Genomic DNA, 26114 nt, shown 5'->3' with positions numbered 1-26114 from the left:
GCCAGACCTGCGCGGCATGGGACTGTCCGCCCATCCCGACACCGGTTACACAAAGAAAAACCAGGCCGTCGACATTGCCGGTATCCTCGACCATCTGAAGATCGAGAAGGCCGACCTCGTCACCCACGATATCGGCAACATGGTGGGTTACGCTTTCGTCGCCCAGTATCGCGACCGAGTCACCCGCTGGGTTGTGATCGATGCGCCGCTGCCGGGCATCGGCGATTGGGACAACATCATCCGCCTGCCATTGCTGTGGCATTTCAACTTTCGTGGTCCCGACATGGAGCGGCTGGTAGCAGGGCGCGAGCGTATCTATCTCGACCGTTTCTGGAACGAGTTGTCAGCCAATCCGAAGGCCATCGACGAAGCAACGCGCAAGCACTACTCCGTACTTTACGCGCGACCTCACGCCATGCACGACGCCTTCGAGCAATTCGCCGCCTTTAACCAGGATGCGGCGGACAACAAGGAGTTGTTGGCGAAGGGCGGCAAAGTCTCGATGCCGGTGCTAGCCGTTGGCGCTGAAAAGTCTTTCGGCACGGCCCAGGCAGACGATCTACGCTATGTCGCGACCCATGTGACTGTTGGGATCGTACCGGGCTCCGGTCACTGGATCATGGAGGAAAACCCGGACGCCACGGTCAAGCTCATCACGGACTTCCTCGCCAAGTAGCCTATCCGCTGCCCGCTAAGGCCGGCGCGCAAACCCGACGGAGAGCTACAATGACCAGCCAGCCCATGCTGGAAGTCGTCGAGGCTCATCCAGTCTACGGGATTTGTGCCGGCGCCTAGGAACTCCAAATAGAGATGCAGCTCTTCAGGCAAGAAGACGGGCCCGCTGCGTTCCGTTGGGCGTCGCTGGCGATGCTATGGCAAGAACGGTCATGACGATCACTCTTGCCCAGCTTCGCCGATCTGCACGCGAGATTTCCATCCACAGAAATGAGTATTGACTTCCGTCTGCGGATGCCTGCGCCGGCAAGTGGCCCGTAGCGATAAGGACGGTTCTCGCTGTTTGAGGACCGCAACGCGTTGGCGAGTCCAGTCTGAGCGATCAAGCCCGCGCTCTGGACGAGCTCCCATGCTCACAGAATGTTCGCCCACCGGGACAAACGTGACGCAACGGAACGGATGGTTCACCGGTAAAGTCTTGGGGAGGTTTGCGAAAGGAGACCAGCATATGACCTGCGAACGAGACGTCGGCACGTTCGAAGAGCCCGTGACCGTTTTGCTGTCCTCGGGCAAAGTCAGTGTTTCGAGCACCCGCGAAGCCGCCGAAATGCTGCTTTACCGCTGGCCCATTGGAGAAACCGCGCGCCGCATCCAGGCTCGTATGGCATGCATGAAGGTTCTCGGCGGCGGCAGCGCACCGGATGTAGCGCGCGTGGCATTTCTCAGCGCCGCCAAGGAAGCGAAAATCCTGAATGCCTGACATCGTCAATGCGTGCCCCACCACTGTCCATCATGCATCACTCTTGCAGCAAACATCCTGCGTCGATCATGCGGAGACGCCGAATGCTTGCGCGAGAAGGCCGGAGCCGCGGATCTGCACTCTACGTGGACATATCACAGCTCCGGGCAAAGGGGCCTACGGACCAAAACTTACGTGGAAACCTGCCCCACCAAACTTTGTCTGGCAAACGCATGTCGGCCCTGCCGATTTCGTTGCGAGGGGCGAAGCTGGATCGCGCGCACTCGGTCTTCATCGCGTGTTTTCGAAAGAGTTCGTGAGAGAAGGCAACGGGTCAAGTAGTTCAGTGTTCGATCTGGAGGAATTGAAGCTGCTCGGCCTCGATCCGACAGGCAATCGATTACGGCCCAGGGGTGACTACCGATAACCTCATTCCCGTGAATCTCCGGCCCCTGTTTCGAGGCAAGAGAATCGCATGCGCGGCCTCGTCGAGGAATTCCGCACGTATGGGCATGTATGGGGCCCTGTCGGGCCGCGACATCTACTTAGGACAGTCGCCGCGACCATAATTTTTGATAACAGGTCAGGGTCGCGGGATGCCGAGCCGGTTGAAATACCGAGTTGTGCGGGTGCTCGCGATCGTCCCGCCTCAACCGCGCAAGTGCGTCATCATCGCCGGCGAGCGCGCCGACAAAGAGTGACTGTATGGCACTCCATTGGTTCAACCCTCCGGTCCCGGTCAAGACCGAGCGCCCCGGATCATCCGCAACGTCAACAACGCCGAGGCAGCCGGGGAGGAGCTGATGAAGTGGCTGCTGCAAAAGAGGAGGGGACATTACTCCCCCCAATGACAACCAGCTAACTTGAATTGCGGTAAAGGTTCTCTGACCAACACCGCCTTCGCGAAAGGAGCCCGCCGCCAAGCATGGAGATGAGGCTGTTTGCAACTTCGGCTAAAAGGAAACGGCAGAGTTGATCTCGAAGTGCGATATCAGGCGCGTTGCCGCCTGGCGGCTTTTTGGGGGCCGTTTGCTGTCCGTCCGGTTATTGCCGAGGGACCAGTAAGCCGCCGTTCGGCACGACCTCTTCGCGGAATACGAGGCAAGTTCATATCCCGCGGAAGCCGACATTGAACTGCGTCTCCGTTTACATGTTTGGCAAATGTTGCGAATGGAGGGAGTTGCACGTTTGAAGGTTTCTCGCTGGAGCAGATCAAACTTCCGGAAGCGACGCTCAGAGTCCGGGTTGGTGGAAGGGGCCCACCGCTTCTGATGCTGCACGGTCATCCTCGCACCCATGCTACTTGGCATCGTGGCGCCGATTTTGGCTGAGGAATACACCGTAATTTGCCCTGATCTTCGCGGTTTCGGCCAGTCTTCCAAGCCCGTTGACATGCCTGACCATTCGGGCTCATCCAAAAGGTCCAAGGCCTGCGATTGCTTAGCCCTTATGGACTATCTGGGCTTCGATCGCTACTTGTGGGTCACGATCGTGGGCATACACCGCATTTCGGACAGCGATGGATCATCCGGCATCCGTCAGCCGCCTCGCAATCCTTGAAGCCATTCCGATCGGCTATGCGCTGGCGCGATGTGACGCGCGGTTCGCATCGGCATGGTGGCATTGGTTCTTCTTCGCTCAGCCTTGAAAGCCGGAGCAGGCTATCCTTGCCAATCCAGACGCATGGTACGGCGGTGATCCCGCGGAGATGGGCGCGGAGGCTTACGCTGATTTTCTCGCCTCGATCCACGATCCGGCGACGGTCCACGGCATGATTGAGGACGACAGGGCCGGGTTAGGCATAGACCGACAACATGACGAGGACGACCGAGCCGCCGACTCTGTCTCTCGACCCGGTAGAGTTACCCCGTCGGGTCGCGCTCTCCATCGTCGCCGACAAACTCTGACAAGCGGAACAAACCCGGAAGGCGCCGGGTTAGGGCGTTCGATCGGCGTAGGGCGACTGCGGGCCAAGCGCCCCGAAATTCTGCGTCAGGAGAAGACGTCAGATGAAAACGAGTAACCCGAAGGACGCGTCCTCTCCGCCGGCGAGCCGACCGGCAAGAAGTTGTTGGAGCCCACACGCGTCGGCATCCGCCGAGACTTGGCTTCGATTCGCTCATCGGCCAAAACCGTGGAGGAGACCAAATGGCAAATCTGGCAAGATTGGCGATCGCCATGCTTGGCGTTCTGGCATACCAAAATCGCGACAAGCTCTGTGAATTGATTCCGGGAGCGGGGTATCTTAACCCAAACGACCCGCAACGCAGAATTCTGGCTCAGATAACGAATGGCGTGTCGAGGGCTGACCTTGGTGAGATCCTCGACCGGTTCAGGGAGGTGGGGGCAGGATCGAAGGTCGACTCGTGGGTTGGCAGCGGGCCAAACCAACCGATCGAGCCAAGGGACGTCGAAGCGGCGATGGACGAAGGTACACTCACGTCCATTTCGATGCAGACGGGTCTTTCGCGCGAGGAGCTAATCCGAAGGATTGCGCGGGATCTACCCGAGACAGTTAACGAGATGACGCCGAATGGTGAATGGCCGTCTGAGCCGACACAAGGCTTGGATAAGTCGACCCTGCTCGACAATGTATCCTAGGGGACACAGCCAGGAATGCAGCCGGCCAAGGCGAGATCCAGGGTGGCAACTCTACACCGGGGGACGCTCCTGCGCGATCGCCTTCATCCGCTAGCGAACCAAGGATCTGTTTCGAGCGCGCCGAACGCGCAACTGGCCGCCATCCTGAAAATGCGGCACCGCTGCATCGCGGCGCCCTCGCGCTCGCGTATTTCGGTGAGCGGAAGAAGGCGCGTTCCTGGCTGGCCAGAGCGCTGGCGATCGATCCGGACGTCGAAATCGACTTCGTGACGGATTCGTTCCAATAGGTTCTGACTCGCGCTTCCTCCGACGGCTCTTTCCAGGTACCGAACCGGACTTCGTGACGCAGTACAACGCCGCTTGCATGTATTCCGTGCTCGGGGAAGTGGAGGAAGCGCCATTCTCGATCACCGCGGTTCGTGCAGCTTCTTAGTTCACTTGGCTTGTGACGCACAGCTGTACTTGCACAAGCTTCGGCCTGCCTAGCAGCCGCGTTCGCGGCGCGTCCGCTTTGGGGTGGCGGATTCAACTGCTCGCAGCAACACACGAGTCTGTCTGAAAGATGGAATGTGAGCCATGAAGCAGCGACGTCGCATCTACTACTCGGCCGCTCAGCGGGCTGAGATTTGGGTTGGATGGGAGGCGGGCGAGTCGATGATCTCGATCGGACGACGATTCGATCGGGGGTCTTCATCTGTCCGCTCTTGCCGCCGCGCCTGGGCCTTGCACTGGCGGGCTGCCGGCCTTTGCCTGTCGCCGGTGGTGTTTTCCGTCACATTTTGCTGCCGCTGCTTGTGCTGCTCACCTGGCCGCTCGCCATGGGCAAGTATTTCGCCCCGGCATCGTCTCTGTGGGGTTTGCTTCGTCGGCAAAGGACATCGCCAGCTGGCCCTCACAACTGCGGTCGATCGCGGCCGAATCGGCATTGATGCTGGCCGACGCGCTGGCCGGCGGCCGCTTCACCCGCCACAATGATCTGTTGCTGCCTGCCGGCATTATTGCCGGGGCCGGCCCGCAGGCCGGCCACATGGTCCATCACACCGCACCGCTAAGCTGGTCTGGCCATGGTGGACAGGGTCGCTGACGCGGCCAGCATGAAGTAGGCCGGCACTGGCGCATGATCTCGAAAGAAGTGGAATCCGGTTTTCGGAAAAGGTCATGCTCAAAAGCAATAGGTAGAACCCCGTCCCGACTCTATCGGGTGGCGAATCGGATGATTTACTTCACGGCGACACGCACTTCAGCGCACCGCATCCTGTGGATCCATGCGCGCCGGTTCGGCTAAGATCGAGGTCGAGGTCCGGTATCTTGGGGATTTGGCCAGGGGAACGGCCGCAATTCCGTGTTCGGCTTCTGCCTCTCTTTGTGGCTGCCAGCATCTAGTCGTCTGCAAATCGAGGCCACGGACTGACAAGCACCCCGCACCACGAGGAGCTGGCGGTCGGAGACCAAATGTAGACATGTCGCGCCATGTTGTGGGTGGGGCTTGCGATGCATACTGACGGTCGAGGGCTTAATGTAACCAAATCAACGGCTCGGCGTTTCGGTCAGCGCGTTGTAATGAGCGAAGCCATAACCTCTGTCACGAGCATAGACTGGCGATTTCATGAATCGCAATTTTCTGGTGATTGAACCTGAGGAAGGCATTGCAGTGCTCAAGGGGCTTGCCTCCTCGGCGCGGATCTCGATGCTGAAACTGCTGCATGAGAAGGGGCCGATGAATGTCAACGAAATCGCCGCCGTGCTGTCGCTTCCGCAGTCGACCGTCTCGACCAACATCCAGGTGCTGGAGGATGCGGGGCTGATCCGCACCGAGAGAGCGAAGAAAGGCAACCGGAAAATCTGCTATCCGACGGCGGAAGAAGTGCTCGTCGTGTTCAAGAGCGAATATCGTGCGGTCAAGAACGACGCGATCGAAGTGTCGATGCCGATCGGGCTTTATACCGGCTTCGAGGTTACCGCGCCCTGCGGCCTTTGTTCGCCGGACGGCATCATCGGTCTGCTCGATGTGCCGAACACTTTCCTCGATCCGGACCGCATGAAAGCCGGTCTGCTATGGTTCACGCGCGGTTTTGTCGAATACCAGTTCCCCAACAATGCCAAGCTCGCCAATGCCGAGATCACTGGTCTCGAAGTTGCGATAGAGCTGTCTTCGGAAGTGCCGGGCACCAGCGCCGATTGGCCCTCGGACATCACGCTGACGATCAATGGCGTCGATGTCGGCACCTGGACGTCGCCGGGGGATTTCGGCGACAAGCGCGGCGTCTTCACGCCCTCCTGGTGGAAGCTCAAGGGCTCGCAATACGGTAAGCTGAAGAACTGGCGAATTGCCAATGACGGCACCCATGTCGACGGCCTCAGGATTTCCGAAACCGGCCTCGCCGCACTCGATCTGAAGAGCCATCATTCAATCCGCGTCCGTATCGGCGTCAAGGACGATGCCAAGCGCCCCGGCGGGATCAATATTTTCGGCAAGGGCTTTGGAAATTACGATCAGGACATCCTGCTCAGGATCAAAACCGCCTGAGGCGACTCGCGGTGTTGCTGCGCGCAATTAAACCGTTGCCAGATTTGCAGCTAGCAACGTCGTCTATGAGGCCACCAGCTTGCCTGACGTGTATATATACCCCGTTGCAAGGTTCGCCCACTGGCTGGCTTTTGCCTGCTACCCTCAAATCACCGGTACAAAGCGATCCGTCCACCAACCGCCAGAGCGTTTCATCCTCCGTTCCGGCAAATGCCGGAACTTAAACATCTAGGCAACTCTCGAAAGTATGTGCCGATCCAGGTCGCACCTTGCCAACCCGAACCGCCAGCGGTGGTTCGTCGCCTCACGCCTGCTCTGATAGAACAGGGTCAGTTGCCGGCCGTCGATCATCACGGTCGAATGGCCGTTCTCGCCGGGCTCACCAGGGTCGAGAACGGGGCCGACGGAAACGTAGGGGCCCTTGACGTCATCGGCGATGGCGAAGAAAACGCGCTGCCGGCTGCCGCGCGGACCTTCGGGGAGGAAGCAGGTGGCGTTGAGAAGCACACGACCGTCTGGCAGCTCGACGAGCTGGGCGCCTTCGATCCCCCATTCGTAATCCGGATGCTCGCGCGCATTGTGATGCGGCACATCGAGATGATCGAGTATCTTGCCGAGACGTTTCCATGGCCCAAACCAGGAATCGGATTGGCTGCGCGCCAGAAAGACATCCGGCTGAGGCACCCTGGTGAATTTGGGCATGCCTGAATAGACGATGTAGCGCTTGCCGCCGATGATTGCCGGATGGGGATCGTAGATGCCGTCCTCATCGGTATCGGGCAGCGACAATATCGCCGGATTGAGCACCACCCAATGAAAGCCGTCATTGGAGACCGCATGCTCGCAACGTCCGCCGGACTTCATGAATTCGGTCTGGATGAACATATGGAAGACGCCGCACTCATGAATGACGCCGGGTGCCGCAACGCCCGATCCGGTTATCGCCAAGACGATCGGCTCGTGCTCTATCCAGGGTCCATAGAGATCCGGTGCCGTGGCATGGAGTATTTTCCAGCTTTCGGTCGTGACCGTGCCGCTTGAGCCGAAGACGTGCCAGAGCGTGCCGTCGAAGACGGGACAGGGGTCCTTCAGGTCATCCACGACCTGCGGGTGAAACAACGGAAAGACGTTGGTTTCAAAGTCGATCTTCATTCGCCAACCATTCCTCGATTCCTCGCGGGCTCCATTCAAATGAACCACCGGCGCGACTCACATGAATCGATTCGCAGGCGTATTTATAGCTCCGCCGATGAACGGTTGTTGAACGATTGAAGGATTTCAACCGTTCTGTGGCAAAGGGCCACATTTTGGGAACCCGACCTAACGCGATGGGCCTCATGATCTGAGTAGAATGGGGGGTCGCCTCGCCCGTTCTTCTATCGAGCCATCGCAAATGGAGCAGAACAGCTGGTCTCGCCTAAACAGTTTGCGGCTGTGGAACAACTTACTGGGATGGAAGTTATATGCACGGCTGCGAACGTTGATGTCGAAGCTACCTTGATTAACTTTTGTTAATCGAGGCGATTTCCAGCTATCACTAAGGATTAATTTACATGGAAATGGCGGCGGGCCGGCGCAAAACACCAAAAATCCCTGTACAATCGTCTATTTTACTCTGCTTTTCCCACCTCCGATGGAACTTCGTATGTCAAAGACCACAACACATTCTAACCCTCGCATCAAAACAGCAGCAGCTAATTTACTTTGAAGAGCCGATCTTTGAAGAGAGGCGCCACCCTTCGATGCGGGTGCACAATATTACCCCGACGATCAGAATAGCGACGCCGCTGATCCCAGTTGGTACCTCCGCGACCAGGGCGGACGCGATCCAGCGCAGGTTCGTCGATCAGATCCTCGCCTCCACGCCGCATGACCGATTGACGACCTGGTATTACACGCCCATGGCGCTACGCTTCAGCGATCACCTCGCCTGTGACGTCTGCGTCTACGACTGCATGGATGAACTCTCCGCGTTCAAAGACGCTCCGGCAGAGTTGACGCAGTTGGAAAAGGCGCTTTTGCAGCGTGCCGATGTCGTCTTCACGGGCGGGCAGAGCCTCTTCGAGGCCAAGCGCAGCTTGCATCGGGCGATCTTTCCCTTCCCGAGCAGCATCGACGTTACCCATTTCCATCAGGCTAGGGCGCCAGGTGAGGACCCGCTCGACCAGGCCGACATACCTCACCCGAGGGTGGGGTATTTCGGGGTCATCGACGAACGGCTCGACCTCGAACTGATCGCGCAGGCGGCTGCGGCAATGCCGGACGTGCATTTCGTCATGCTTGGCCCTGTCGTCAAAATCGATCAGGCGAGCCTTCCCCCGGCAGGTAATCTGCATTGGCTGGGCGGCAAGTCCTATGCAGACCTGCCGAGCTATCTCCGGCATTGGAGTGCCGGCTGGATGCCGTTCGCGCTCAACGAAGCGACCCGCTACATCAGCCCGACCAAGACTCCCGAGTTCCTGGCGGCGGGACTGCCGGTGGTTTCAACGGCGATCGTCGACGTCGTGCGTACCTACGGCGCCGAAGGCCTTGTCGAGATTGTCGACGCGGAGGATATCGAGGCCAAGCTTCGGTCCATTCTGGCGCGCCCCCGCGATTCCCTCGTGACCAAGGCCGACGCCTACCTTGCCGACATGTCCTGGGAGAAGACTTGGAACGCGATGTCTGCCCACATCCAGCGTGCCCAAGCGATGAAGAGCGTGGTGGCGTTCCTGAGGAGGGCGTGAGCGTGTTCGATTGGCTGATCGTCGGGGCCGGGTTCGCCGGCAGCGTGCTGGCCGAGCGCATCGCATCACAACGCCAGGAAAGTGTCGTCATAATAGATCGACGAAATCACGTCGGCGGCAATGCCTATGACTGCTACGACGAGGCGGGAATCCTGATTCACCGTTACGGGCCGCACATCTTCCACACCAACGCCCAATCGATTGTCGACTACCTGTCGCAATTCACGGAATGGCGGCCTTACGAACATCGGGTGCTGTCGCTCGTCGACGGAAAGCTGCTGCCGATACCGATCAATCTCGACACAATAAACCGTCTCTACGGCCTTGAGTTGACATCCGAGCAGTTGCAAGACTTCTTCGCTTGCCGGCGCGAAATGGTGGAAGAAATCCGCACCGCCGAAGACGTCGTGGTGAGCACTATAGGCAGAGAGCTCTACGAGAAGTTCTTTCGCGGCTACACGAGGAAGCAGTGGGGTGTCGACCCTTCCCAGTTGAGCAAATCGGTGACAGCGCGAGTCCCGACCCGGACCGATCGGGACGATCGCTATTTTGGCGACAGCTTCCAGAACATGCCGGCAGGCGGGTATACGCGCATGTTCCAGCGCATGCTGGATAACCCCAAGATCAAGATCATGCTGCAGACCGACTATCGCGAAATTCGCGACAAGATTCCCTTTCAGCGGATGATCTACACCGGGCCAATCGACGAATATTTCGACTGGAAGCTTGGTCACTTGCCCTACCGCTCGCTGCGCTTTGAGCACATGACGCTTGATTGTGAGCAGTTTCAGCCGGTGGCCGTCGTCAACTATCCGCAGACGGAGAAATACACACGGATCACCGAGTACAAGCATCTGACCGGTCAGCAGAGTCCGAAGACCAGCCTCACCTACGAATACCCCACCGACGTCGGAGATCCTTATTACCCGGTGCCGCGGGCCGAAAACGAGGCTTTGTACAAACGATACGAAGCTTTGGCCGCGGCGTGCCCGGAGGTCTGGTTCGTCGGACGTCTTGCGACATATCGCTATTACAATATGGATCAGGTGGTCGGCCAGGCATTGGCTACGTTCGGGCGCATTCAGACACGCCTGCCAGCAAACGGGATGCTCGTCACGCCGACGCAGCGCGAGGCGGCCGAGTAAATGATGCGCCGGCCTGACCGGCGTCGGGCGACCCACGGCCAAAGAGGCCCATGTTTCTCGGCTTCTCGGCGAACAGCTCTAGATATGCTGTGCTGTTGATGCAGCTGAAAAGCGCGCACTGCTCGTATCAGCGAGGCTATAGCGCGCTTGCTTGTTGTTCCTCAAACGCCAAGAACGATTGGCGCTGGCGCTCCAACTCGTCCGCAAGTGGCTTGCGAACAGTGCGCGAGCCGTCCGCATGAATCGTGGAGAACAAGCCGACTTCGGCGTGGCGCGAATTGTCCCAACCTGGGTAGGCCGTCACCGGGTACAGGCATATACCCTGAACAGGTGCACCGAGGTTCGTCGCATCGCGCACTTCGTCGCAAACGTAGTGAAGCCAGGCTGGCCGGCCTGAACCTTCGGCGCCGGTCTCGGCGATGAACATCGGCTTCTTGTATCGCTCGGCGACCTCGACCAGCATTTCCGAAAGTGCACGGTATTCGTGGTGCCCCATCGGTATCGTTGGGCCATTCAAGTACCATTGGTTGTGCGGATAGAAGTTGAGGCCGATGACGTCCACAACGTCCTCGCTGCCGCCCAACTCCGGTTCCACGCGCCCGATCAGCATGTCATACGCCTCGAATTGGCCTTGGCGAGCATTTTCGGCGCGCCGCCGCTCGGGGTGAGTACGGTCACGAGGAGCAATATGGATCAGCGGTTCAGCCCAGATGAACCTGCAGCCGGGTTCGGCCTCCCGCATGGCCCTCACGCCGGCGACCGCTGCCCTGACAAGGTGTCGTTTGAACCATCCACGCTTGTTCGGCCCGACGCGGGGGAAGTAGCCGACCTCCACAGCCCATGCAAAAAACGAAATCTCGTTGATCGGGCACACCAGGGGAGCCACCCCGGTAGCGGAGCGATGAACCCGAACAGCTTCCGCGGCGAAACGGACGTAGGCCCTGATAAACCCCGGGCCACCTTGGTCGATATGGTCTGGCGAGCCATAGTGGAAGATATCCCAGATAATCTGCACCCCGGCCGCCTGGGCTGCTTCGATCGCCGACGTCCAACTCGACCAGTCGAAGACTCCGGGCGCCGTTTCAATCAGGTGCCAGCGCAAGCCGTCGCGGATCGTGCGAAGCCCAAGCTCGGCACAACGGCGATAGTCGCCATGTGCATGGATGTCATGTGAGGTCGCGCGGATCAGATCAAGACGGGCCCCGTCGGCGCGCCTGTGGGAGGAACACTCGAAACCAGCCATGAAAAAGCTGTCGAACCCGGAAGAGCCTGCCGTGGGCCGACGAGCGGTATCCTCGTTCATACCAACATCCTGTCGCCCAAGACGTGCGCAAGTGATCGCATTCGCAGTCCCCCATTGTCAGTTCCGGTGGCCTAATCGAAACCGGTCGGCTACCAACCACGTCGACGGCTCGGCGGCCATACGCGTGTGCCAGGATTGGCGAATACAACCAAGCTCCAATCTCGTCTGCCTAGGCCGCGGTCGCCTCGATTCGATCCGAAGTTATGCGGCCTGTTGCATCGCCCGTTCGTTGACGCCTGCTTCGCCTAGTCGGGTGAGCGCCTCATCGGTCGCTTTTTCTTCCTTGAGCGTCTGTTCGAGTAGCGGGACGGCGTCTTTCAGACCAAGTAAGCCGGCCCATGTGACAAGAGTCCCGTAGCGCGCTATTTCATAATGTTCGACGGACTGGGCTGCAGCCACGAGACCCGCGTCCAATGCCGGAGCCTCCTCGAACTCCTCCAAAATCTCTTGTCCTTCTTCGATGATGCCGTCGATCGCCGGGCACGTTTTCCCTTGGACTCTCTTGCCAAAGGCGTCGAAAACTTGCTGCAGGCGCTCAATCTGACCCTCTGTCTCATCACGATGTTTTTCGAACGCCGCCTTCAACTCTTCGGACTCCGCGCCCTTTGCCATTTTCCGGAGCGCCGTCAGAATCTTGCGTTCGGCATAGTAGATGTCTTTCAGACCATCATAGAAAAGGTCTTCCAAGCCCTTGGAGCTGCCCTGAGAGCTTTTTTTCGTCGCCATTGTCATCTCCTCTTTCATTTCTATCAACGCATGCATGGCTCTAACTGGACCAGCCTCTTGTTGTTCCTTCGGCCACGGCACACCGGCAGCCAGCAGCGAGCGACGGTCGGGTTGACCCCTGGTTCTAGTCCGCCGCGTCAGCACCGGCTTGAGCATCTCGGCTCCGCTCCATTGCGGACGTTCCGGAACGAGGATCGCGTATTGATTGGGAGACAAGTGAGAAGCTATCGCGCTGCCTCTCAGATTACGGCGCGAGGTTGCGGGCAAAGGTCCGTTGCGAAAAATCCGGCCGAAGGACTCGATGACAGCGGAATCCTTCAGGCAGACGCTCATTTGGCTGATGGTTTCCAGCGTCACGTGTCTGGCGCGCTGCACGGCCCATTCGTCGTTCTGTTCGAGCAGGATCGCGCCAACCAGGCGCACGATGGCGTCATGATTTGGAAGATGCCGACGACCTCGGTGCGCCGCTTGATCTCGTCGTTGAGGCTCTCGATCGGGTTGGATCGAGTGCAGCTTGGCGCGGGGCTCCTTGGAGAAAGTCATTTAGGCAAGCACGTCCGGCTCGGCGTCGTCCATGATGGTGCGAGCTTCGGGACTTGGGCTGGATCTGATCAGCCACGGCGCGCCGTTGCGTGCTCGCGACCTCGGGCGTTTCCTGGGCGAAGGCGCTGGCGATGAAAGCGGAAACGACGCGGCGCCCTTGCCGGCATGGGCCAGCACGTTCCTCATGAAGTGGACGTCACGCCGTAGAAAAACCGCAGCGCGCACACCGTCTGGTTCAGCGCCGGCCACGAGACTCCCGCCGAAACCAGATGGACCTGGAAGGCGCGGACGTCCTCCAGGCCGAGCCGGTCCGGCGAGCGGTCGAAATGGCGCGAAAATTGGTCACCGCGTGCAGGATCGCTGGGTGGCCGGCGACAGATTGCGGATCGTCATGTCCTCGATCATTCGTCGGCGAAGAGGGCTCAACTCGGCCATCTCAAACTCCTGTTCTCAAGATTGCGCTTCAACAGCCGCAATCTTTCAAATCAGAAGCGTCATCCGCAAACCTACGCACCAAATGACGCGTCAGCGGCTTCGTTCAATCCGGAGTCTTCTCCACGAGCGCGCGAAGGTTCATCATGTCATCGGTCATCGATGGTTCCTTCGAATCCGGTTGTGTCAGCAACCCGACTTTACCGGCGACAGTCGCTATCGAGGGCGCGCTCGCGAGCGGCTTCGGTAACGCCGAGCTACACCACCTGCAGGGACGGCACCGCTCGTTCTTTAACTCCCGTCGCCGAATGGGATTAGTTGCGCAGCATATTCATCCGGCGTGGGAGGATCACATGCCGGTCCAGCGAAAAGCCGAAGAGGCGGGCGTCTTCTATCCATCTGAACTAGCGCTGCTGGGCCGCTGTTCGACCGGCTCAAGTCCGACGCTCTATCTGATCAGCGACGCGAAGCGCTGGCGTCCCGGATCATTGCAAATTACATAGCCGGACTAGTGGACGAGGAAGAACTTCTGCCGGCTTCCCGGCAGGCGCTTGGACGGTCCTGAGCGAATCCCCTGGCTAGAATTGGTCCGAAAGCGTACAATGCAAATCGTTAGCAACACAACATGGCCGCTGCGCTTGGGAGCGACTATCGCACTCTTGGGCCCGACACCAGGCACAATGTGATGGCGGAAGAACAAGCACGGCCCGGCCTGAAACCTGAAATCGTCAGCGAACTCGCGCGAGAGTCAGGCGCATCCGAACATCAGATCCGCGAGATAGTGTCGCTGGTCGGCTTCGATCGCGGCTCAATCCTGAGGGAAGCTCGTCTCCTCAAAAACAACAGGTAGGGCCGGCGCTTTTGCACGGCGTCGGCGGCATCACCGTCGAGACCCGGCCTACGTCACCCCACCGCGCGAACGCAGCACGTTCTGACAGGCCGCAGGATCGGCATTTCCAAGGCCGCCGAGGCCGAATGGCGGTTCGGCTGCGCGGCTCGGAATATTTCGCAGGTTTTAATCCTGCGCATCGCGCCGCTGAGAACAACTCTCGATAGCGCTGATCGAAGCTGTTCGCGCCGGTTTGGAACCCCCGGGCCGCCTTCAACGTTGTTTGGCATGGCTGACGATCGCGCAAATCATCTGCTGGGCGTTGCAACCACCGCAAAGATCGGCAGCCATCCGATTCACCCCATGCTCATCCCTTTCCCGATCGCATTGCTGGTGTCGGTATTCCTGTCGGATCTAGTGTTCTGGTCGACCGGCAACGCATTCTGGGCCGAAGCATCCTTCTGGCTGCTCGGCTTTGCCCTGTTGATGAGCGCTGCCGCGGCGCTGGCCGGCTTTGCCGATTTTCTTGGAAATTCAAGGGTGCGGTCCATCAATGCCGCGTGGCACCATATGGTCGGCAACGTCGTGGCCGTGGTGCTGGGGCTGGCCAGCTTCATCCTGCGCCTAAGTGCCGGTGCCGCCGAGGGCGCCTTGCCCTGGGGCCTGGCGCTGTCCACGATTGTCGTTCTGCTACTCCTTTATACCGGCTGGAAAGGCGGAACGCTTGTCTACGAACACAGGGTAGGCATGCATCCCGAAGAGGGTGAGGACCTCAACTCCCGCCGGGAACGATCCCGATAGGGTTTTGACGAATGGCCTGCCTGCCGGGAGCCGTCGTGGTGGTCACCGACGCCTCCAGCGACATCGGCAGAGCGACTGCTCTGGGTTGCGCGCAAAGGCGCACGGGCGGTGCTGGTCTCAAGAAACGCGGACGCACTCGACAAGGTCGCCAAGGAGTGTGCCGGCTTGGGCGGTGAGGCGCTGACCTTTGCCGCCGATATGGCGGACGATGCGGCCGTGGAGAGAATGCGCAGCTTTGCCGTGTCGCGTTTCGGCAGGATCGATGTGTGGGTGAATTGCGCCGCTTTTCGGCCGATTCGAGGAAATGCCGCCGCATGTGTGATCAGGACGTTTGTGGTGGATGGCGCCGGTACTGAACAAAGGCTGTGACGAGTCCGATGCGGTGAGTGGAAGAGGCCCGCCGGCTTAGCCAGCCGCCTTGGGGTGCAACCTGTAGTGAATGGACTAGAAGACGATCTTGCCGTCCTGAATGACGAAACTGTCGGCGCCCTCAGCGGTCGAACCTGGACGAAGTTGCCGAGCAGATCAGCAGTGTATAGGGACCGCGGACCTGTTTTGCGATGTAGTTGAACTCACCTCGACGCAACTGCTCGCGGAAGCCAAGCGGATATCGACGCTGCCTGAAAACTTACGCGCAAGCGCTCCACACTTTCGGGGCGGCGCCTAGTCGATCGCCCAGAGCAGCCAAGCACCCCTTCTCTATCCTATAGTATTCGTCTTCGCCTATTGCTCCGGAACGGCAGAGGTTCGCGGACGTTTTCGTGCTGCTTCGGCAATTTCCGGGATGTATTTCGTCGCGGTGCAGCTTCGGTTCACATCGGAGCGTGCGTCGAATACCTCTTTCTCGCAGACCCGCTTGGCGAGCTCGATAGGCACATGAACTGCCAGAGGCACTTCCACCTCGGAAATTCCAAGCTCCCGTGCGATCTGCTGTTTCACTTCGTGCCTGCCAAGCGAAACGTCGACGCCGACATCCTCGGCATCTTCGGTTGTCGATGATGCGCCTTGCCCCGGAGGATCTTGCTGCTCGGTCTGAGCAAATGACTGCACGGCAAAGAGTTGCAACGCGAACACGGCGAGGGGCAAAACTGGTTGGAATACTCTCATGCCTGGCTCCTGCAGGTGCCTTTAGCAACGGCAAAGTATGTAAACCGTTCCAGAGGCGGGGATGGCGCGCTCAGCGGCAGTCGAGGCGGGTTTTCTGCGCTCAACGATGCGGGGCTGATCGATCGCAGTACCCGCGGGAGAACCAGACCGTGCTTTGCCAGAGCGCGACGCGGCCTCGGATTAATGTGACGACGCAGACATTCTGTTGGGTTACACCCGAAGATGCTTCAATCCTCCGCGAAGGCCGCCTCATCGGCTGGTGGAGAGCCCCCTTTGTTCACTGCGCTATGCGCCGCGTCAGGAATCTAGGCATTGCTGAACTGCCCAGACATCATAACGCCAAGCCCGACACGAGAAGTATGCAAATTGGTGGAAAATTCCCGGAAGCGGCTCATTTTCGACAATCGCCAGCACCCCATCAGCTGACCGTGCCAATCGGAGTCACTCCCGAACATGAGCTACTCGAAGCAGCCGGCATCTTTGCGAAGGGCAGGGAGGAAGGCGGAAGTAGCAGAGCTCGGCCAGAGTACAGGGCTAAATAAGATCGACTGGTCGTCGTCGGGGCCGTCGAAGTCAACGGGCTGGGCCAAGCGGACACGACTGGCGAAGAGATCGTGCCCAGCAGAGCGTGAGGGATCGCGACGCCACGACCGATGCCCGTCGAGCCGAGACACTCGCGGTCGAACAGACCACGGAGAACCATCTGCTCATCAAAGCCCAGTTGTCCGCGCAATCCTAATCGCGATTTTTGTCAAGGTTGATTGCTTTCCTTTACTCGCAAGGTCAAGCGAAATGTCCTTTTCTGACAAGATGGGGCAGATCACCAGAGTTAACCTCAATGTGGATCCCAAACGGGATCGCAAAGGGGCGTGCAGCCGCACTGCTTAGGCAGCGCAGAATTCACCGTCGGATAAGTGGGTCCTGGCTGTCCCGGACGCGAAGCCAGGGCCTTCTCGCGACCGGGCCAATGGCCCGGTTTGAGGCGTTTCGGCTCTCGCGGGAGAAGGCGTATTTCGGGCTTCAAGTGGGGCGCCTCTTCAGTGTTAGCGAGGCCGGCATGACTCACATCAGGTCTTCAACCATTCGCGCAACTTTCCCCAGACCTGCGCTGGTCCCTCTTGTTCTAAGGAGTCCCTGTTCAGCCGCGGCCGCCTTGAAGGCCTCGAACGCAGCTTGCTGGCTGCAATGCCCGGCCAGGGATTCCTCGACCATTCGGATCGCGTTGAGCCGCCCCGGCTTTCCCATTCTAGGCCATGGTTGCTGAAGCACCTTCATTGCGTCGGCTATGGACGCGACCACCGTCAGGTCGCGATTGAGGCAGATTGTAATTGGACTGAAGGCCCGCATCTTGTCGCTCCCCACGATTGAACGCGGCTAAACGCGAAGACAAGGGCAGTGGTTGCATGCATTTGGATTACTGCGAATTCAAAGAACCGCTGGCCGATGCGATTGAGGCTGAGCAGGCTCTCCTTGGGCCCGGCACTTTGCCTCGCCGGACTATCCCGTGGCCGAACAACAGGACCCGGCCCGCAAAAGCATCTGCGCACTCGAAGCCGCGAACTATTTTCGAGCTCGTCAACCCACTTTCCCGACGGCTTCTCTAGCACACCGCGAAGAATTCGGCGGCTGTGAGGGAGGAGACATGCGTGGTGTCGGACATGCTCTAAGCGGCGTGATAGGGCACCGCCCCCGGCTCAGCGGATGTCTGCCGCGTGAGATCGATGAGGATAAAGCCGGCCGCAACGATCAAGCCCGACAACGTTGTCCGACGTAGGGGTTCGAATCGCTCTAGCGCTATCGGCAATACAGCGCGTCGATCGAAACGACCTGTTAGCCTCTCCTCTGAGCGCGGCCGCAGCTCCCTTCAGGCAAGATGCGCGAGCAGGCGGATATCTATCTGACCGAAAGCAAACAGAAGCCAGGTGTGCCCACTGAAAGCACAAGCAAGCGCGAAGGTTCCTCAACTGATGCTCGGGTGGCGGCAACTTGCTCGCCAGCCGAGTTGAGTTCAGGCGGTGGTCGGGGGAGACTGGCCAGCCACACGCTGGTGATTCCAACCTGAGCCGATGTGCCAATCAGCAACCTTCGTCGGTCTTTTTCACCTGGCCCGGCGCGGCGGTCTTGGCTGTGGTGTCCTGCTGACCTGGCGCCGCTTGCTGAGCGCTGCCAGTCTGCTGGCCGGGCGCGCAGTCTCTGGCCGAGTTCGAATTTGTGGTGCCGCTGGTGGTGGTCGTGTCGGTGCCTTGATCGCCGGACATGTTGGTGCCGCTGCTCGTCGTGCCGGTGCCCTGATCCGTCGTGCTGGGCATGGTTGTCGTGGTCGAGGTGCCGGTCATCGAGGTTCCGCTCGTCGACGTTCCGCTCGAAGTTCCACTGGTCGTCTGGGCAACGGAAAGCCCGGCCGACACCGCCAGCACGGCCGAAGCCAAAAGGATGCGTTTCATCTTCTTTCTCCTGTCTGAATGCGCGGGATGCGCCTGGCAAATCGAACAGGCAGACAGAAGCAGTGTTCCCCGATGAAGTTCAACTTTTGTAACTCTGGTCCTAGGTCAGCCTCAGGATGACGGGCGTATATTAGAGGCCTCTTGAAGAAGACACTGCCCGCTCCAGACTCAATCCAAGGCTCGCGAATGGGCATTGGTGACCAGGTGGCGATTGCTGCCACGGTTCGAAGGCGGATAACAGAGGACTGCGTAAGCCGTCTCTATCCCAGGTGACGACTTCCCACATCCATCATCGACCACACCAAGGTCAACCGAAGCCGGCAAATCGACCTGAAAGGCGAGGTCACGCGGATCGACGAGGACACTGTGACGATCGACCTCGGGCCATTGGTCAGGGTCGACCGTGAGAAGGTCCGGTCTTGGTGCAGAAGTATCGGCCGCCAAAACGACGAAAGGCACTTGCAGATGCCGCGGATTAGAACAGACAACATCGCAACAGGCTATGAGGGCAGGCCGCATGACGGGCCAGTCGAGGACGAGTCGAAGCACTTTGTCTGCTGCCCAGTCTGCGGCCAAACGTTCGACGCGCGCGATGTTGGACAGGTCTTCCATCACGCTGAGCCGCAGCACGAGCCGCTTCCGGTCGAGCAATAGTCCAGCAGTTGAGCTCCGGCGGCAGATCGACCCTGAAACCCTTCAGCGCGCCAGCGACGTTGGAGTCGGAGAAAATGGATGAGGTCAATACCAATTCAACTTCTTGCGATGGAATTTTCCCTTTTGAGACAGGCACGCCCGAGGTATGGAATGATCGCCATGACCGTCCTCGCCCATAGCATTACCAACGACATTAAAGGATCGTAGAGAGTCGTCTTCGTGCGTGACGAACTGTATTTGTATGCCTCTGGATACCGAGTTCAGTCAGCTTGAGGCTCGTATGCAGGATGTATTGCGTGCACCGAACCTTCCCCCCGCGCCGGTGTTCCACCTGGATCGCAAAAAAGTCCCGCCGCACTGCCAGAACGGCGGGACCGATGAAGCGCTTTGCACCAGGCGGGGGATGCGGGGGTGGGCTTTGCGAGGCGCGCGCGGACCGAAAGCGAACCTAGAGCAACAGCGGCAACGCATCCTTCAACCCCGGTTGGAGCGACAGGACGATGAGCCATCGGAAGGTCAGGTCATCCCGGGTCGCTATCGCTCGCAACCAGATGGTAGCGGAAATTGTTGCGGATATGGTCGTTGAAATAGCGGCCCTTGGCGAACGCCGCCCGGAACGCGGCAAAGGTTTCCGGCGGCACTTCCTCAAACTCGTAGCGTTTGCCGCTGGCCACGAACCAGACCGAGAGGATTCTTGTGTGGGGATCGTATTCCGTTTTGCGTATCGATGTGGAGGGCATGACGGCGGCTCGAGTCGAAAAGCAATCAACGAGCGGAGAGGCCGCCACGTTCCTTGTGACTATGGTGGTGCGGTGAGGCACGAGGCTCAATGCGGAGCGCCAGCGGTCGCGATCGGGCCGTTTTCCTTGCGCCGACCCTCGCGATCTTGGTCTTCCCCACGCATAGCTGCGGGATTTTCGCAAGGTGAATTGAGACCCGCCAAGACACTGATCCTCTGGGACTGTCAGGGCTGTTCGACGCATTCTATTCCGGAACAATGTCTTCTTCTGAAAGTTTTTCCTTACATCGCAAAGGAGATTCGAAATGTCAGAAACGCGCGAATGGTTTGTCCAATGGCTTAGAGATGCTCATGCCATGGAAGAGCAGGCAGAAACGATGTTGAACGGGCAGTTGAGCCGTATCGAGAATTATCCCGAACTGAGCGACCGGATCCGACAGCACCTCGACGAGACCAAGCAGCAGGCTGCCCGGCTGAAGACTTGTCTCGATCAGATGGACGAGGGTTCATCCATGATGAAGGATGCTGGCGGTAAGCTGACGGCGATGGCGCAATCGCTGAGCGGCGTCTTCGCTGGAGACGAGGTGATGAAAGGATCGCTCGCGAGCTACACGTTCGAGCACATGGAAATCGCCTCCTACACGATCCTGATTGCCGCCGCTCGATCGCTCGGCGAAACCGAGGTTCTTCGGGCTTGCGAAGAGAATCTGCAAGAGGAAGTCGCGATGGCGGATTGGCTGAAATCCCGTCTTCCCTCCACGACCGAGCAGTTCCTTGTCCGAGCCGAAGCCGACAGTGACAGCGCCAAGCGGTGAGCGGGTGGGACGCAGTCATCGTGAACTGGGTGATGGGGATTCGTCCGCCAGCGCGTCCCCTTCGTGAAGGCTGGACGACGAACACGCCTGACTGTAGCAGGCGGTTGTCGAGTTGCGCATTTCCAGAAATTGCTACGACGAGTGATGCTAACATTGCGGCGTCGTGACTTTGAGAGTTGAAGCGTTCGTCTGCGCAAGCCCGGTCGAATACGCATTGGCAATAGCCAAGATCGGAAGGGCTCGCGCCCTATTAAAACGTTCGAAACGAGGTCGCGATAGCGGAATGCTCGAGAACACTCGTCCCTGATCACTGAGCAGTGCGTGCGCGGGCACCGGCAGCGCCAAGCCGGATGGAAGAAAGTTCGTCCCGACAGCGGCAAGGCGCACCAGCGACGGGCAGAGCTTCCTGTCAGCCCAGCCCAACCGGGAACTTACATGGAAAAGTGGCGTTAATATCGCGCAATGCGGGAGCGTGCAGATGTTTTTGCTCGCAAAAGATACAATTAAGTTCAGCATTCTTGTGGCGCTTTCGGCTATATTCGTCGATGCGTCTATCGCCCACGGCTTGCTTTGGGAGAATGACCCATACTGGACCTATTGGATCACCAAGACTTTCCTGATCCCAACCGTCTTTCTATTTGGTACGGCCTTTCTCGGCATTGGCATCATTCCAGGCTTGGTCCTGACGGCGGTCCACACGCTCATTCTGGAGATTTACTATCAATGGCTTGCGCCCGTGGGGCTGCCGCAGGAACCCGAATGGCTCGACTTCAATCACCTGTGGATTACCGGCGTGCCGGTGCACTTCTTAGCGATCCTAGGTGGTTATCTGATGGCGCTGTGGCTTTGGCGGCGAAACCATGTTGTTGCTGAGACCGAACGCGGGGAGACGTGGCGGTTCGTTGTCTACGGGCTCGTTACTGCCGTGATCATCGTTGCGGCAGACGGTGTTTTGACCCAGACGGTGCTGTTGCGGGACTACCCAGGCATTACCTTCTTCGTCCAGCACCTTTTGATCAGCTTCGTTTTTGTCTGTGTCTGGACTGCTTACGCCGGTGCCGGCCGGCTGGGCTGGACCATCGGCGCGCTCATGCTCGCCTTCGTCTGGACCACATATAGCATGTATCTGGGCCCACGTGGTCTGCCGCTCGATCAGCCTCATTATTCCGGCTAAAGGGATCTTTGGTGGCTGTCGTTTCCGGGCGGTTTCGTTTCGGCACTTATCGGCTGGTGGGTCGGCGGTTGGCTGATGAAGAAGCGACGAGTAATCGGCGTGGCCGGACTCGGCATGCTAGCAGTCCTGCTGGCTGTCCCTGCCGAACATGCCCACGCTCAATCGAGGGGCACCGACGGTTTGATCGCAACCGCACGGGCTTCGGGCGAGGGTATGCGGGTGACCGGGGCCGATCCGTACGCAATGAACAGCACCGTGCCCATGAACGGCACCATTGCAATCCAAACCGCGGAAATGGGCAACCGCTGGTCGCACGTTCAGAACACGGATGCTTTGCGAGTCTCGGCCGAGTTCACCTCCGGCGACGCCGCCTATACGGTCAGCATTGACAAGCCGATGCCGCGCCACCCGCTCGGAAAATATACGACATGGTCAGGCGTAGCTTATGAGCACGAAATGCATGGCAACACTGGGATCGGCACGGGCAAGTTGCCGAAGGTACGGCCGGAAATCGCCCTTTGGGGCTGGGCACAGGTGAGCCGCAACGGGGAAGTGATCGCACGAGAATCTCCTGCCCACGTCATGGTGATGACCGAGGGTCCCATCAAAGGGGTAATGCTCGAAATTGGCACGGAGGACCGAGGTCCGATCGCAGAGCCGGACGGGTATATCAACGTGATGTGGCCGAAGGTCGAGGCGCTTCAAATGCCCGAGGGGCAGGAACGGGTGCGACAGATCATCGGCTGGATCGCGATCGTCGGTTTCGTTGTCCTCTTCGGGGGCTTGGCCATTCTTGACCGGAACGACGTCTCACGCGCACGGGCCAAAAAGCTCTGAGAGGTTGCCAAAGGCATTCGGCGTCATCGACGGCGAAGCGCCAGCATCGCCGCCGCTGCCATTCTTGCTGATCACCGGTGAGCCAAACTGAATACCCGAGCCCAATTCGCGGCAACGAATTCCAGAAGCGTTCCTGAGGGTGGCGTGTGCCGGAAATAAAGGGGGTACGGGGGCTTCGCGCGAGCCACACGCGATAAATGTGAGCGCGGCATCATACTCTGCCTTCAGGACGACTGTTTCTCTGCAATGACCTCTGTCTACGCTCTTCCAGTTCGGTCGGTGTCCATCTGCTCATTCACACGTCGTTGATAGGCAAAGCCGACAGCCGCGGCGACTGCCAAACCTGCCGCCGCCAGAAGGAGTTTGTCCTCGGTATGCTCATTGCCCGATGCGTCTTGAACAGCTAACGAAGCTTCATCGAAGGGTGCGGATGCTCTCGCGGCAGTCTCGCCCTCGTGCGGCCCAACGCCGCTATGGCGGATACCCGCAGCTAGACGTTCTGTCTTCTCTTTTACAGTTTCCTTGGCCACGCCGGTCAACTCGGCAGCTTCGCGTTTTATTTTACCAGCCGTTTCAAGAGCGAAATCACTGACGCTTTCCGCCAAATCACTAGATTGCTCCTTCAGGCGCTCCTTGGCATACGATAGGTGATCCACCTGCTGCTCGCCGGGTGGCAGGGCCGAATTGGTCCGCAATAAGCTGAACAATCCCGCTCCGACAAGTGCGGTTGAGATCGGCGGACGGCGGAGGAAACGCCACCCCAAACCGGCCCCAATCGCCAAAGCAGCGCTCGGATTGGCAGCTGCCTTTGCCTTGAGATCGTCAATAATCGCCTGCGCCACCGATTGCATTGAGGCGCTTGCTTTCTCCATCAGCGCATCCTTTGCCTCAAGCGCTTCGTGTTTCAAATCATCGGTAAACTCGGAGAGCATGTTTGGCGACCGAAGTGTCGACAAATCCTCGGCGAGCTTAGCCCGGGCAGCCTCCACTTCGGATTCAAGATGCGCAAGTTGAGGAGCGGCCATCACAAATCTCTCTTGCCACCGGCGCGGGCAGGCTTGCTCGACCGAGGGTTGTCCGACCGCTGCGATTTGGTGGCGCTGCCCGGTTGCAGCTTGGCGGTAGATGGACCGCTCGATCCACTTGGGCTTGGCGAAGACGGCTGCACGGGTTCACTTGATTGCTCTTCTGATGATAAGGCGCTTCCAAAGGCGCCCGCAACGTCCCTTGCGACCTCCTTGAGGCCGTCCGAATTCAGCCCACGTTCCTCGGCTGCGCTCTTGAGCCGTTCGCCCGCCTTTGCTGTCGAAGACTTCAATCGGTCCCCAGCTTTTTCAGCAGCATCCGTCAATCGCTCTCCCGCTGGGCCGAGCGTGCGCCTCTCGACATCGCTGGCCGGTAAAGCAGCAGCTATGGCGGCACCGGCTGCGAAGCCGGCCAGGACAAAAGCCAATGGCTGTTCTTCCACCATGCGGCCAATCGTGTCCTGGAACGTTGATTGGGCTTGCTGCACCATGCGCCCTGACTTCTCGGATACGGTGCGACCGGCCTCTTCTGCGTATGCCGCGGCCGACGATGCGTAGTGACTTGCGGTTTCACTCACCTTCTCCCCAATGCCGGCTAAATTGTCGCGCATGGCCTCTGCTGTCTCGCTAGCCTCTTCCTGCGTTTTTGACGCCCCGCCGCTGGCGGTGCGTACGTGCCGAGCATTTTGGCGCCCGTTGGTTCCACGGGATTGCTCGCGATGCCCGGCACTTGAACCGCGGCTGCGCATTAGCAGCGCGCACCCTGCTGCGACCAGCAGAAGGCCTTCGGGATTGTTCCTAGCGGAGCTGAGAAGCCATTCTTTCGTTCCAAAATCCTGGACCTGTGAATTGCGGCTCATGTTAGTTGCTCCTTGGTTGTCGCAATATCCTGCTTTATTTGGCTTATGGAGTGTGTCGGCAGAAGTTCTTTTTGCGCATCAGCGCGGCCCCTATAGTATGCGAAAGCAGCGGCAGCCGCCGTTGCGGCCGCGACGATCAGACACGACCAGTGCAGGGCTATCCCTAAGCTCGCGATTCCAAGTACGACGGCTTGGATTAGAAGCAGAGCGGCGACCACTCCCAGGGCGCCAGCAGCAGACATCCACACACCTGCTTGGAGCTTCGTTGAGACGTTGGCGGACAGCTCCGCATGCGCCAGGCGCAACTCTTTCTGAAAGAGGTCCGCGACGTCCGCCAACACTGCAGACAGTGCTTGAGGGAGAGGCGAATTCTTCAGTTGTTCCTGTGCCATCAGATCAGTTCGCTCCCTGCCGCCTTTCCGTGATGGATTCTGGAGCGGGAGGCGCGCTCTTCAGCGTGCGGAATGACAAAAAACCCGCTACGGCGGCCAGCCCAAACACCAAACCCGGCTTGCGCCTGGCCAAATCGGACGCTGCAAGAACCAGTTGATCGACGGATCTGTCTCGCAGGTCGTCTGCGTATCCATCAAGCCTATTGGCGAAGGTGCGCACGACCCCAGCGACGATCGGTGCATTTGTGTCGAGGTCCTCGGCCGCACGTTTGGTCGAACTCGCCAGTTGGCCCATCACCACGGCGCCGCTGCCGACCTGACGGTCCAACATCTCCTTCACCTGATTGGTCACGGTCGACGCGCCACCAGCGGCCGCCCGTTTGGCGGTTCCCGCTGCTCCTTGTGCTATGTCCGACGCTTTGGATAAGGCGCCCCTTACGGTTGCTCCTATGTCTTCCGAGGTACCGTCACCAGCCCTTCCCGCAGTTGGGGGACGCCGTTCAGAATTCCGGTTGTTCATGGTTTCCTCCATTCGAGGAGCAAACGGAGGTAAGGCCCGTTGGTTCCCAATGAGCGACTGGCTAGGGTCTCCAAGTTGCATTTTCGAACTCGGTGCGCGGATCGGGTGCGTTTGCATTCGGAATGACGAGTTGCTTGCGGGCGAGCGCAATGGGAATTACCCATCTGTCCCTTCCCTTGCTGCTTCAACTCTGATGAAGGGTACGCCTCCGGCGAGGGCCGCCTTGCGGGAGCATGGCCCGGTAGCGAAGCTGCACTCTTAAGGTCGTCCTTTCGAGCGTAGTTAGCAGCACAGCATGAGCCATGTGACGTTGTTGACCGGGCCGGAGCGTCGTCGTCGTTGGAGTGAAGAGGATCAGTGCCGGATAGTGGCGGTGGCATTCGCGCCCGGGGCCACGGTGGCGGCGGTAGCGCGTCAGTACGATGTCGCGACCAGCCTGATCTATAAGTGGCGGCGCACGATGAGAACCCGCGAGACGGGCTTTGCCGAAGTTGTCGTGG

General features: G+C 59.2%; 27 protein-coding genes and 2 pseudogenes. 15 read left to right on the top strand and 14 right to left on the bottom strand.

All coding sequences use genetic code 11. The annotated features are described in order from the left end of the window. The 5 genes from NKH49_RS32185 to NKH49_RS32160 form a co-directional block, all read left to right on the top strand. On the top strand, window positions 1-676 hold a 676-nt coding region (locus tag NKH49_RS32185; protein WP_352929582.1), incomplete at its 5' end, for an alpha/beta fold hydrolase. A gap of 546 nt (window positions 677-1222) precedes the next feature. Further along, the gene (locus NKH49_RS32180) at window positions 1223-1435 is read left to right on the top strand and encodes a DUF982 domain-containing protein (protein WP_352922033.1); all 213 of its coding nucleotides are present in this window, start codon (window positions 1223-1225) and stop codon (window positions 1433-1435) included. A gap of 2127 nt (window positions 1436-3562) precedes the next feature. After that, a complete protein-coding gene (locus tag NKH49_RS32175) occupies window positions 3563-4015 on the top strand; it encodes a YidB family protein (RefSeq protein ID WP_352929580.1) in 453 nt (150 codons plus the stop codon). A gap of 850 nt (window positions 4016-4865) precedes the next feature. Beyond that, window positions 4866-5099, top strand: a complete 234-nt coding sequence (locus tag NKH49_RS32165; protein WP_352837402.1) for a hypothetical protein — start codon at window positions 4866-4868, stop codon at window positions 5097-5099. A gap of 522 nt (window positions 5100-5621) precedes the next feature. Continuing rightward, window positions 5622-6542 (top strand): ArsR/SmtB family transcription factor, encoded by a 921-nt coding sequence (locus NKH49_RS32160; RefSeq protein ID WP_352929576.1) that lies wholly within the window; start codon window positions 5622-5624, stop codon window positions 6540-6542. Window positions 6543-6770: 228 nt separating this feature from the next. Here NKH49_RS32160 and NKH49_RS32155 read toward each other — a convergent pair whose 3' ends face one another. After that, window positions 6771-7694: a glycoside hydrolase family protein gene (locus tag NKH49_RS32155; protein WP_352929574.1), complete on the bottom strand. Its 924-nt coding sequence runs from the start codon at window positions 7692-7694 to the stop codon at window positions 6771-6773. 401 nt (window positions 7695-8095) lie between these two features. Here NKH49_RS32155 and NKH49_RS32150 point away from each other — a divergent pair, with 401 nt between their 5' ends. Together NKH49_RS32150 and glf are read left to right on the top strand one after the other, a co-directional pair. Beyond that, a complete protein-coding gene (locus NKH49_RS32150; RefSeq protein ID WP_352929571.1) occupies window positions 8096-9268 on the top strand; it encodes a glycosyltransferase in 1173 nt (390 codons plus the stop codon). 2 nt (window positions 9269-9270) lie between these two features. Next, window positions 9271-10413, top strand: a complete 1143-nt coding sequence (gene glf / locus NKH49_RS32145) for a UDP-galactopyranose mutase (protein WP_352929588.1) — start codon at window positions 9271-9273, stop codon at window positions 10411-10413. A 136-nt stretch (window positions 10414-10549) separates the two neighbouring features. Here the strand turns inward: glf and NKH49_RS32140 are convergent, their stop codons facing one another. From NKH49_RS32140 to NKH49_RS35025, 4 genes and pseudogenes are all read right to left on the bottom strand, one after another. After that, entirely contained in the window at window positions 10550-11716 is a 1167-nt protein-coding gene (locus NKH49_RS32140) for a glycoside hydrolase family 1 protein (protein ID WP_352929568.1), read from the bottom strand. A gap of 201 nt (window positions 11717-11917) precedes the next feature. Next, entirely contained in the window at window positions 11918-12442 is a 525-nt protein-coding gene (locus NKH49_RS32135; RefSeq protein ID WP_352682207.1) for a YciE/YciF ferroxidase family protein, read from the bottom strand. 327 nt (window positions 12443-12769) lie between these two features. Beyond that, a pseudogene (locus NKH49_RS32130) lies at window positions 12770-13189 on the bottom strand (transposase); the annotation flags it as partial. Next, window positions 13180-13420 (bottom strand): annotated as a pseudogene (locus NKH49_RS35025) (phage integrase N-terminal SAM-like domain-containing protein); the annotation flags it as partial. The pseudogenes NKH49_RS32130 and NKH49_RS35025, both read right to left, overlap by 10 nt. Window positions 13421-13563: 143 nt before the next feature. On the opposite strand from NKH49_RS35025, the gene NKH49_RS32125 reads away from it, so the two are divergent. From NKH49_RS32125 to NKH49_RS32110, 4 genes are all read left to right on the top strand, one after another. Continuing rightward, window positions 13564-13920 carry a hypothetical protein gene (locus NKH49_RS32125; protein ID WP_352929566.1) on the top strand — a complete coding sequence of 119 codons (357 nt, stop codon included), beginning with the start codon at window positions 13564-13566 and terminating at the stop codon, window positions 13918-13920. Between the two features lie 122 nt (window positions 13921-14042). Next, window positions 14043-14267 carry a hypothetical protein gene (locus NKH49_RS32120; protein ID WP_352929563.1) on the top strand — a complete coding sequence of 75 codons (225 nt, stop codon included), beginning with the start codon at window positions 14043-14045 and terminating at the stop codon, window positions 14265-14267. A 267-nt stretch (window positions 14268-14534) separates the two neighbouring features. Beyond that, a complete protein-coding gene (locus NKH49_RS32115) occupies window positions 14535-15047 on the top strand; it encodes a DUF2231 domain-containing protein (protein ID WP_352929560.1) in 513 nt (170 codons plus the stop codon). Window positions 15048-15122: 75 nt separating this feature from the next. Next, a complete protein-coding gene (locus tag NKH49_RS32110) occupies window positions 15123-15416 on the top strand; it encodes an SDR family NAD(P)-dependent oxidoreductase (protein WP_352929585.1) in 294 nt (97 codons plus the stop codon). 354 nt (window positions 15417-15770) lie between these two features. Here NKH49_RS32110 and NKH49_RS32105 read toward each other — a convergent pair whose 3' ends face one another. The 5 genes from NKH49_RS32105 to NKH49_RS32085 form a co-directional block, all read right to left on the bottom strand. Further along, complete coding sequence (locus tag NKH49_RS32105; RefSeq protein ID WP_352929557.1) at window positions 15771-16154, bottom strand: hypothetical protein; 384 nt, start codon at window positions 16152-16154, stop codon at window positions 15771-15773. A 1062-nt stretch (window positions 16155-17216) separates the two neighbouring features. Continuing rightward, on the bottom strand, window positions 17217-17501 hold the full coding sequence (locus NKH49_RS32100) for a DUF982 domain-containing protein (RefSeq protein ID WP_352929554.1): 285 nt from the start codon (window positions 17499-17501) through the stop codon (window positions 17217-17219). A 728-nt stretch (window positions 17502-18229) separates the two neighbouring features. Beyond that, window positions 18230-18598 carry a hypothetical protein gene (locus NKH49_RS32095; protein WP_352771258.1) on the bottom strand — a complete coding sequence of 123 codons (369 nt, stop codon included), beginning with the start codon at window positions 18596-18598 and terminating at the stop codon, window positions 18230-18232. Window positions 18599-18766: 168 nt separating this feature from the next. After that, on the bottom strand, window positions 18767-19228 hold the full coding sequence (locus NKH49_RS32090) for a hypothetical protein (RefSeq protein WP_352929551.1): 462 nt from the start codon (window positions 19226-19228) through the stop codon (window positions 18767-18769). 545 nt (window positions 19229-19773) lie between these two features. Then, the gene (locus NKH49_RS32085) at window positions 19774-19992 is read right to left on the bottom strand and encodes a KTSC domain-containing protein (protein WP_352929548.1); all 219 of its coding nucleotides are present in this window, start codon (window positions 19990-19992) and stop codon (window positions 19774-19776) included. A gap of 304 nt (window positions 19993-20296) precedes the next feature. On the opposite strand from NKH49_RS32085, the gene NKH49_RS32080 reads away from it, so the two are divergent. From NKH49_RS32080 to NKH49_RS32070, 3 genes are all read left to right on the top strand, one after another. Then, on the top strand, window positions 20297-20806 hold the full coding sequence (locus NKH49_RS32080) for a ferritin-like domain-containing protein (protein ID WP_352472969.1): 510 nt from the start codon (window positions 20297-20299) through the stop codon (window positions 20804-20806). 478 nt (window positions 20807-21284) lie between these two features. Next, window positions 21285-21980, top strand: a complete 696-nt coding sequence (locus NKH49_RS32075) for a hypothetical protein (protein ID WP_352929546.1) — start codon at window positions 21285-21287, stop codon at window positions 21978-21980. 75 nt (window positions 21981-22055) lie between these two features. Next, on the top strand, window positions 22056-22817 hold the full coding sequence (locus NKH49_RS32070; RefSeq protein WP_352929544.1) for a hypothetical protein: 762 nt from the start codon (window positions 22056-22058) through the stop codon (window positions 22815-22817). A 257-nt stretch (window positions 22818-23074) separates the two neighbouring features. Here NKH49_RS32070 and NKH49_RS32065 read toward each other — a convergent pair whose 3' ends face one another. Genes NKH49_RS32065 through NKH49_RS32050 form a run of 4 tightly spaced genes read right to left on the bottom strand, consistent with a single transcriptional unit; the run spans window position 23075 to window position 25446 of the window. Beyond that, entirely contained in the window at window positions 23075-23842 is a 768-nt protein-coding gene (locus NKH49_RS32065) for a hypothetical protein (RefSeq protein ID WP_352929541.1), read from the bottom strand. Beyond that, entirely contained in the window at window positions 23842-24702 is an 861-nt protein-coding gene (locus tag NKH49_RS32060) for a hypothetical protein (protein WP_352929539.1), read from the bottom strand. Before NKH49_RS32060 ends, NKH49_RS32065 begins: the two co-directional genes overlap by 1 nt. Then, entirely contained in the window at window positions 24699-25094 is a 396-nt protein-coding gene (locus NKH49_RS32055; protein ID WP_352929536.1) for a phage holin family protein, read from the bottom strand. Before NKH49_RS32055 ends, NKH49_RS32060 begins: the two co-directional genes overlap by 4 nt. A gap of 4 nt (window positions 25095-25098) precedes the next feature. After that, on the bottom strand, window positions 25099-25446 hold the full coding sequence (locus NKH49_RS32050; RefSeq protein ID WP_352929533.1) for a hypothetical protein: 348 nt from the start codon (window positions 25444-25446) through the stop codon (window positions 25099-25101). A gap of 463 nt (window positions 25447-25909) precedes the next feature. Here NKH49_RS32050 and NKH49_RS32045 point away from each other — a divergent pair. After that, the coding region (locus NKH49_RS32045) for a transposase (protein ID WP_352929530.1) at window positions 25910-26114 on the top strand (205 nt) is incomplete at its 3' end.

It is taken from the genome of Mesorhizobium sp. M1088, from assembly GCF_040318575.1.
In the GTDB taxonomy this organism is placed as follows: domain Bacteria; phylum Pseudomonadota; class Alphaproteobacteria; order Rhizobiales; family Rhizobiaceae; genus Mesorhizobium.
Note: the sequence above shows the minus strand (reverse complement) of the source record. Positions and strands in the feature narration are given on the sequence as shown.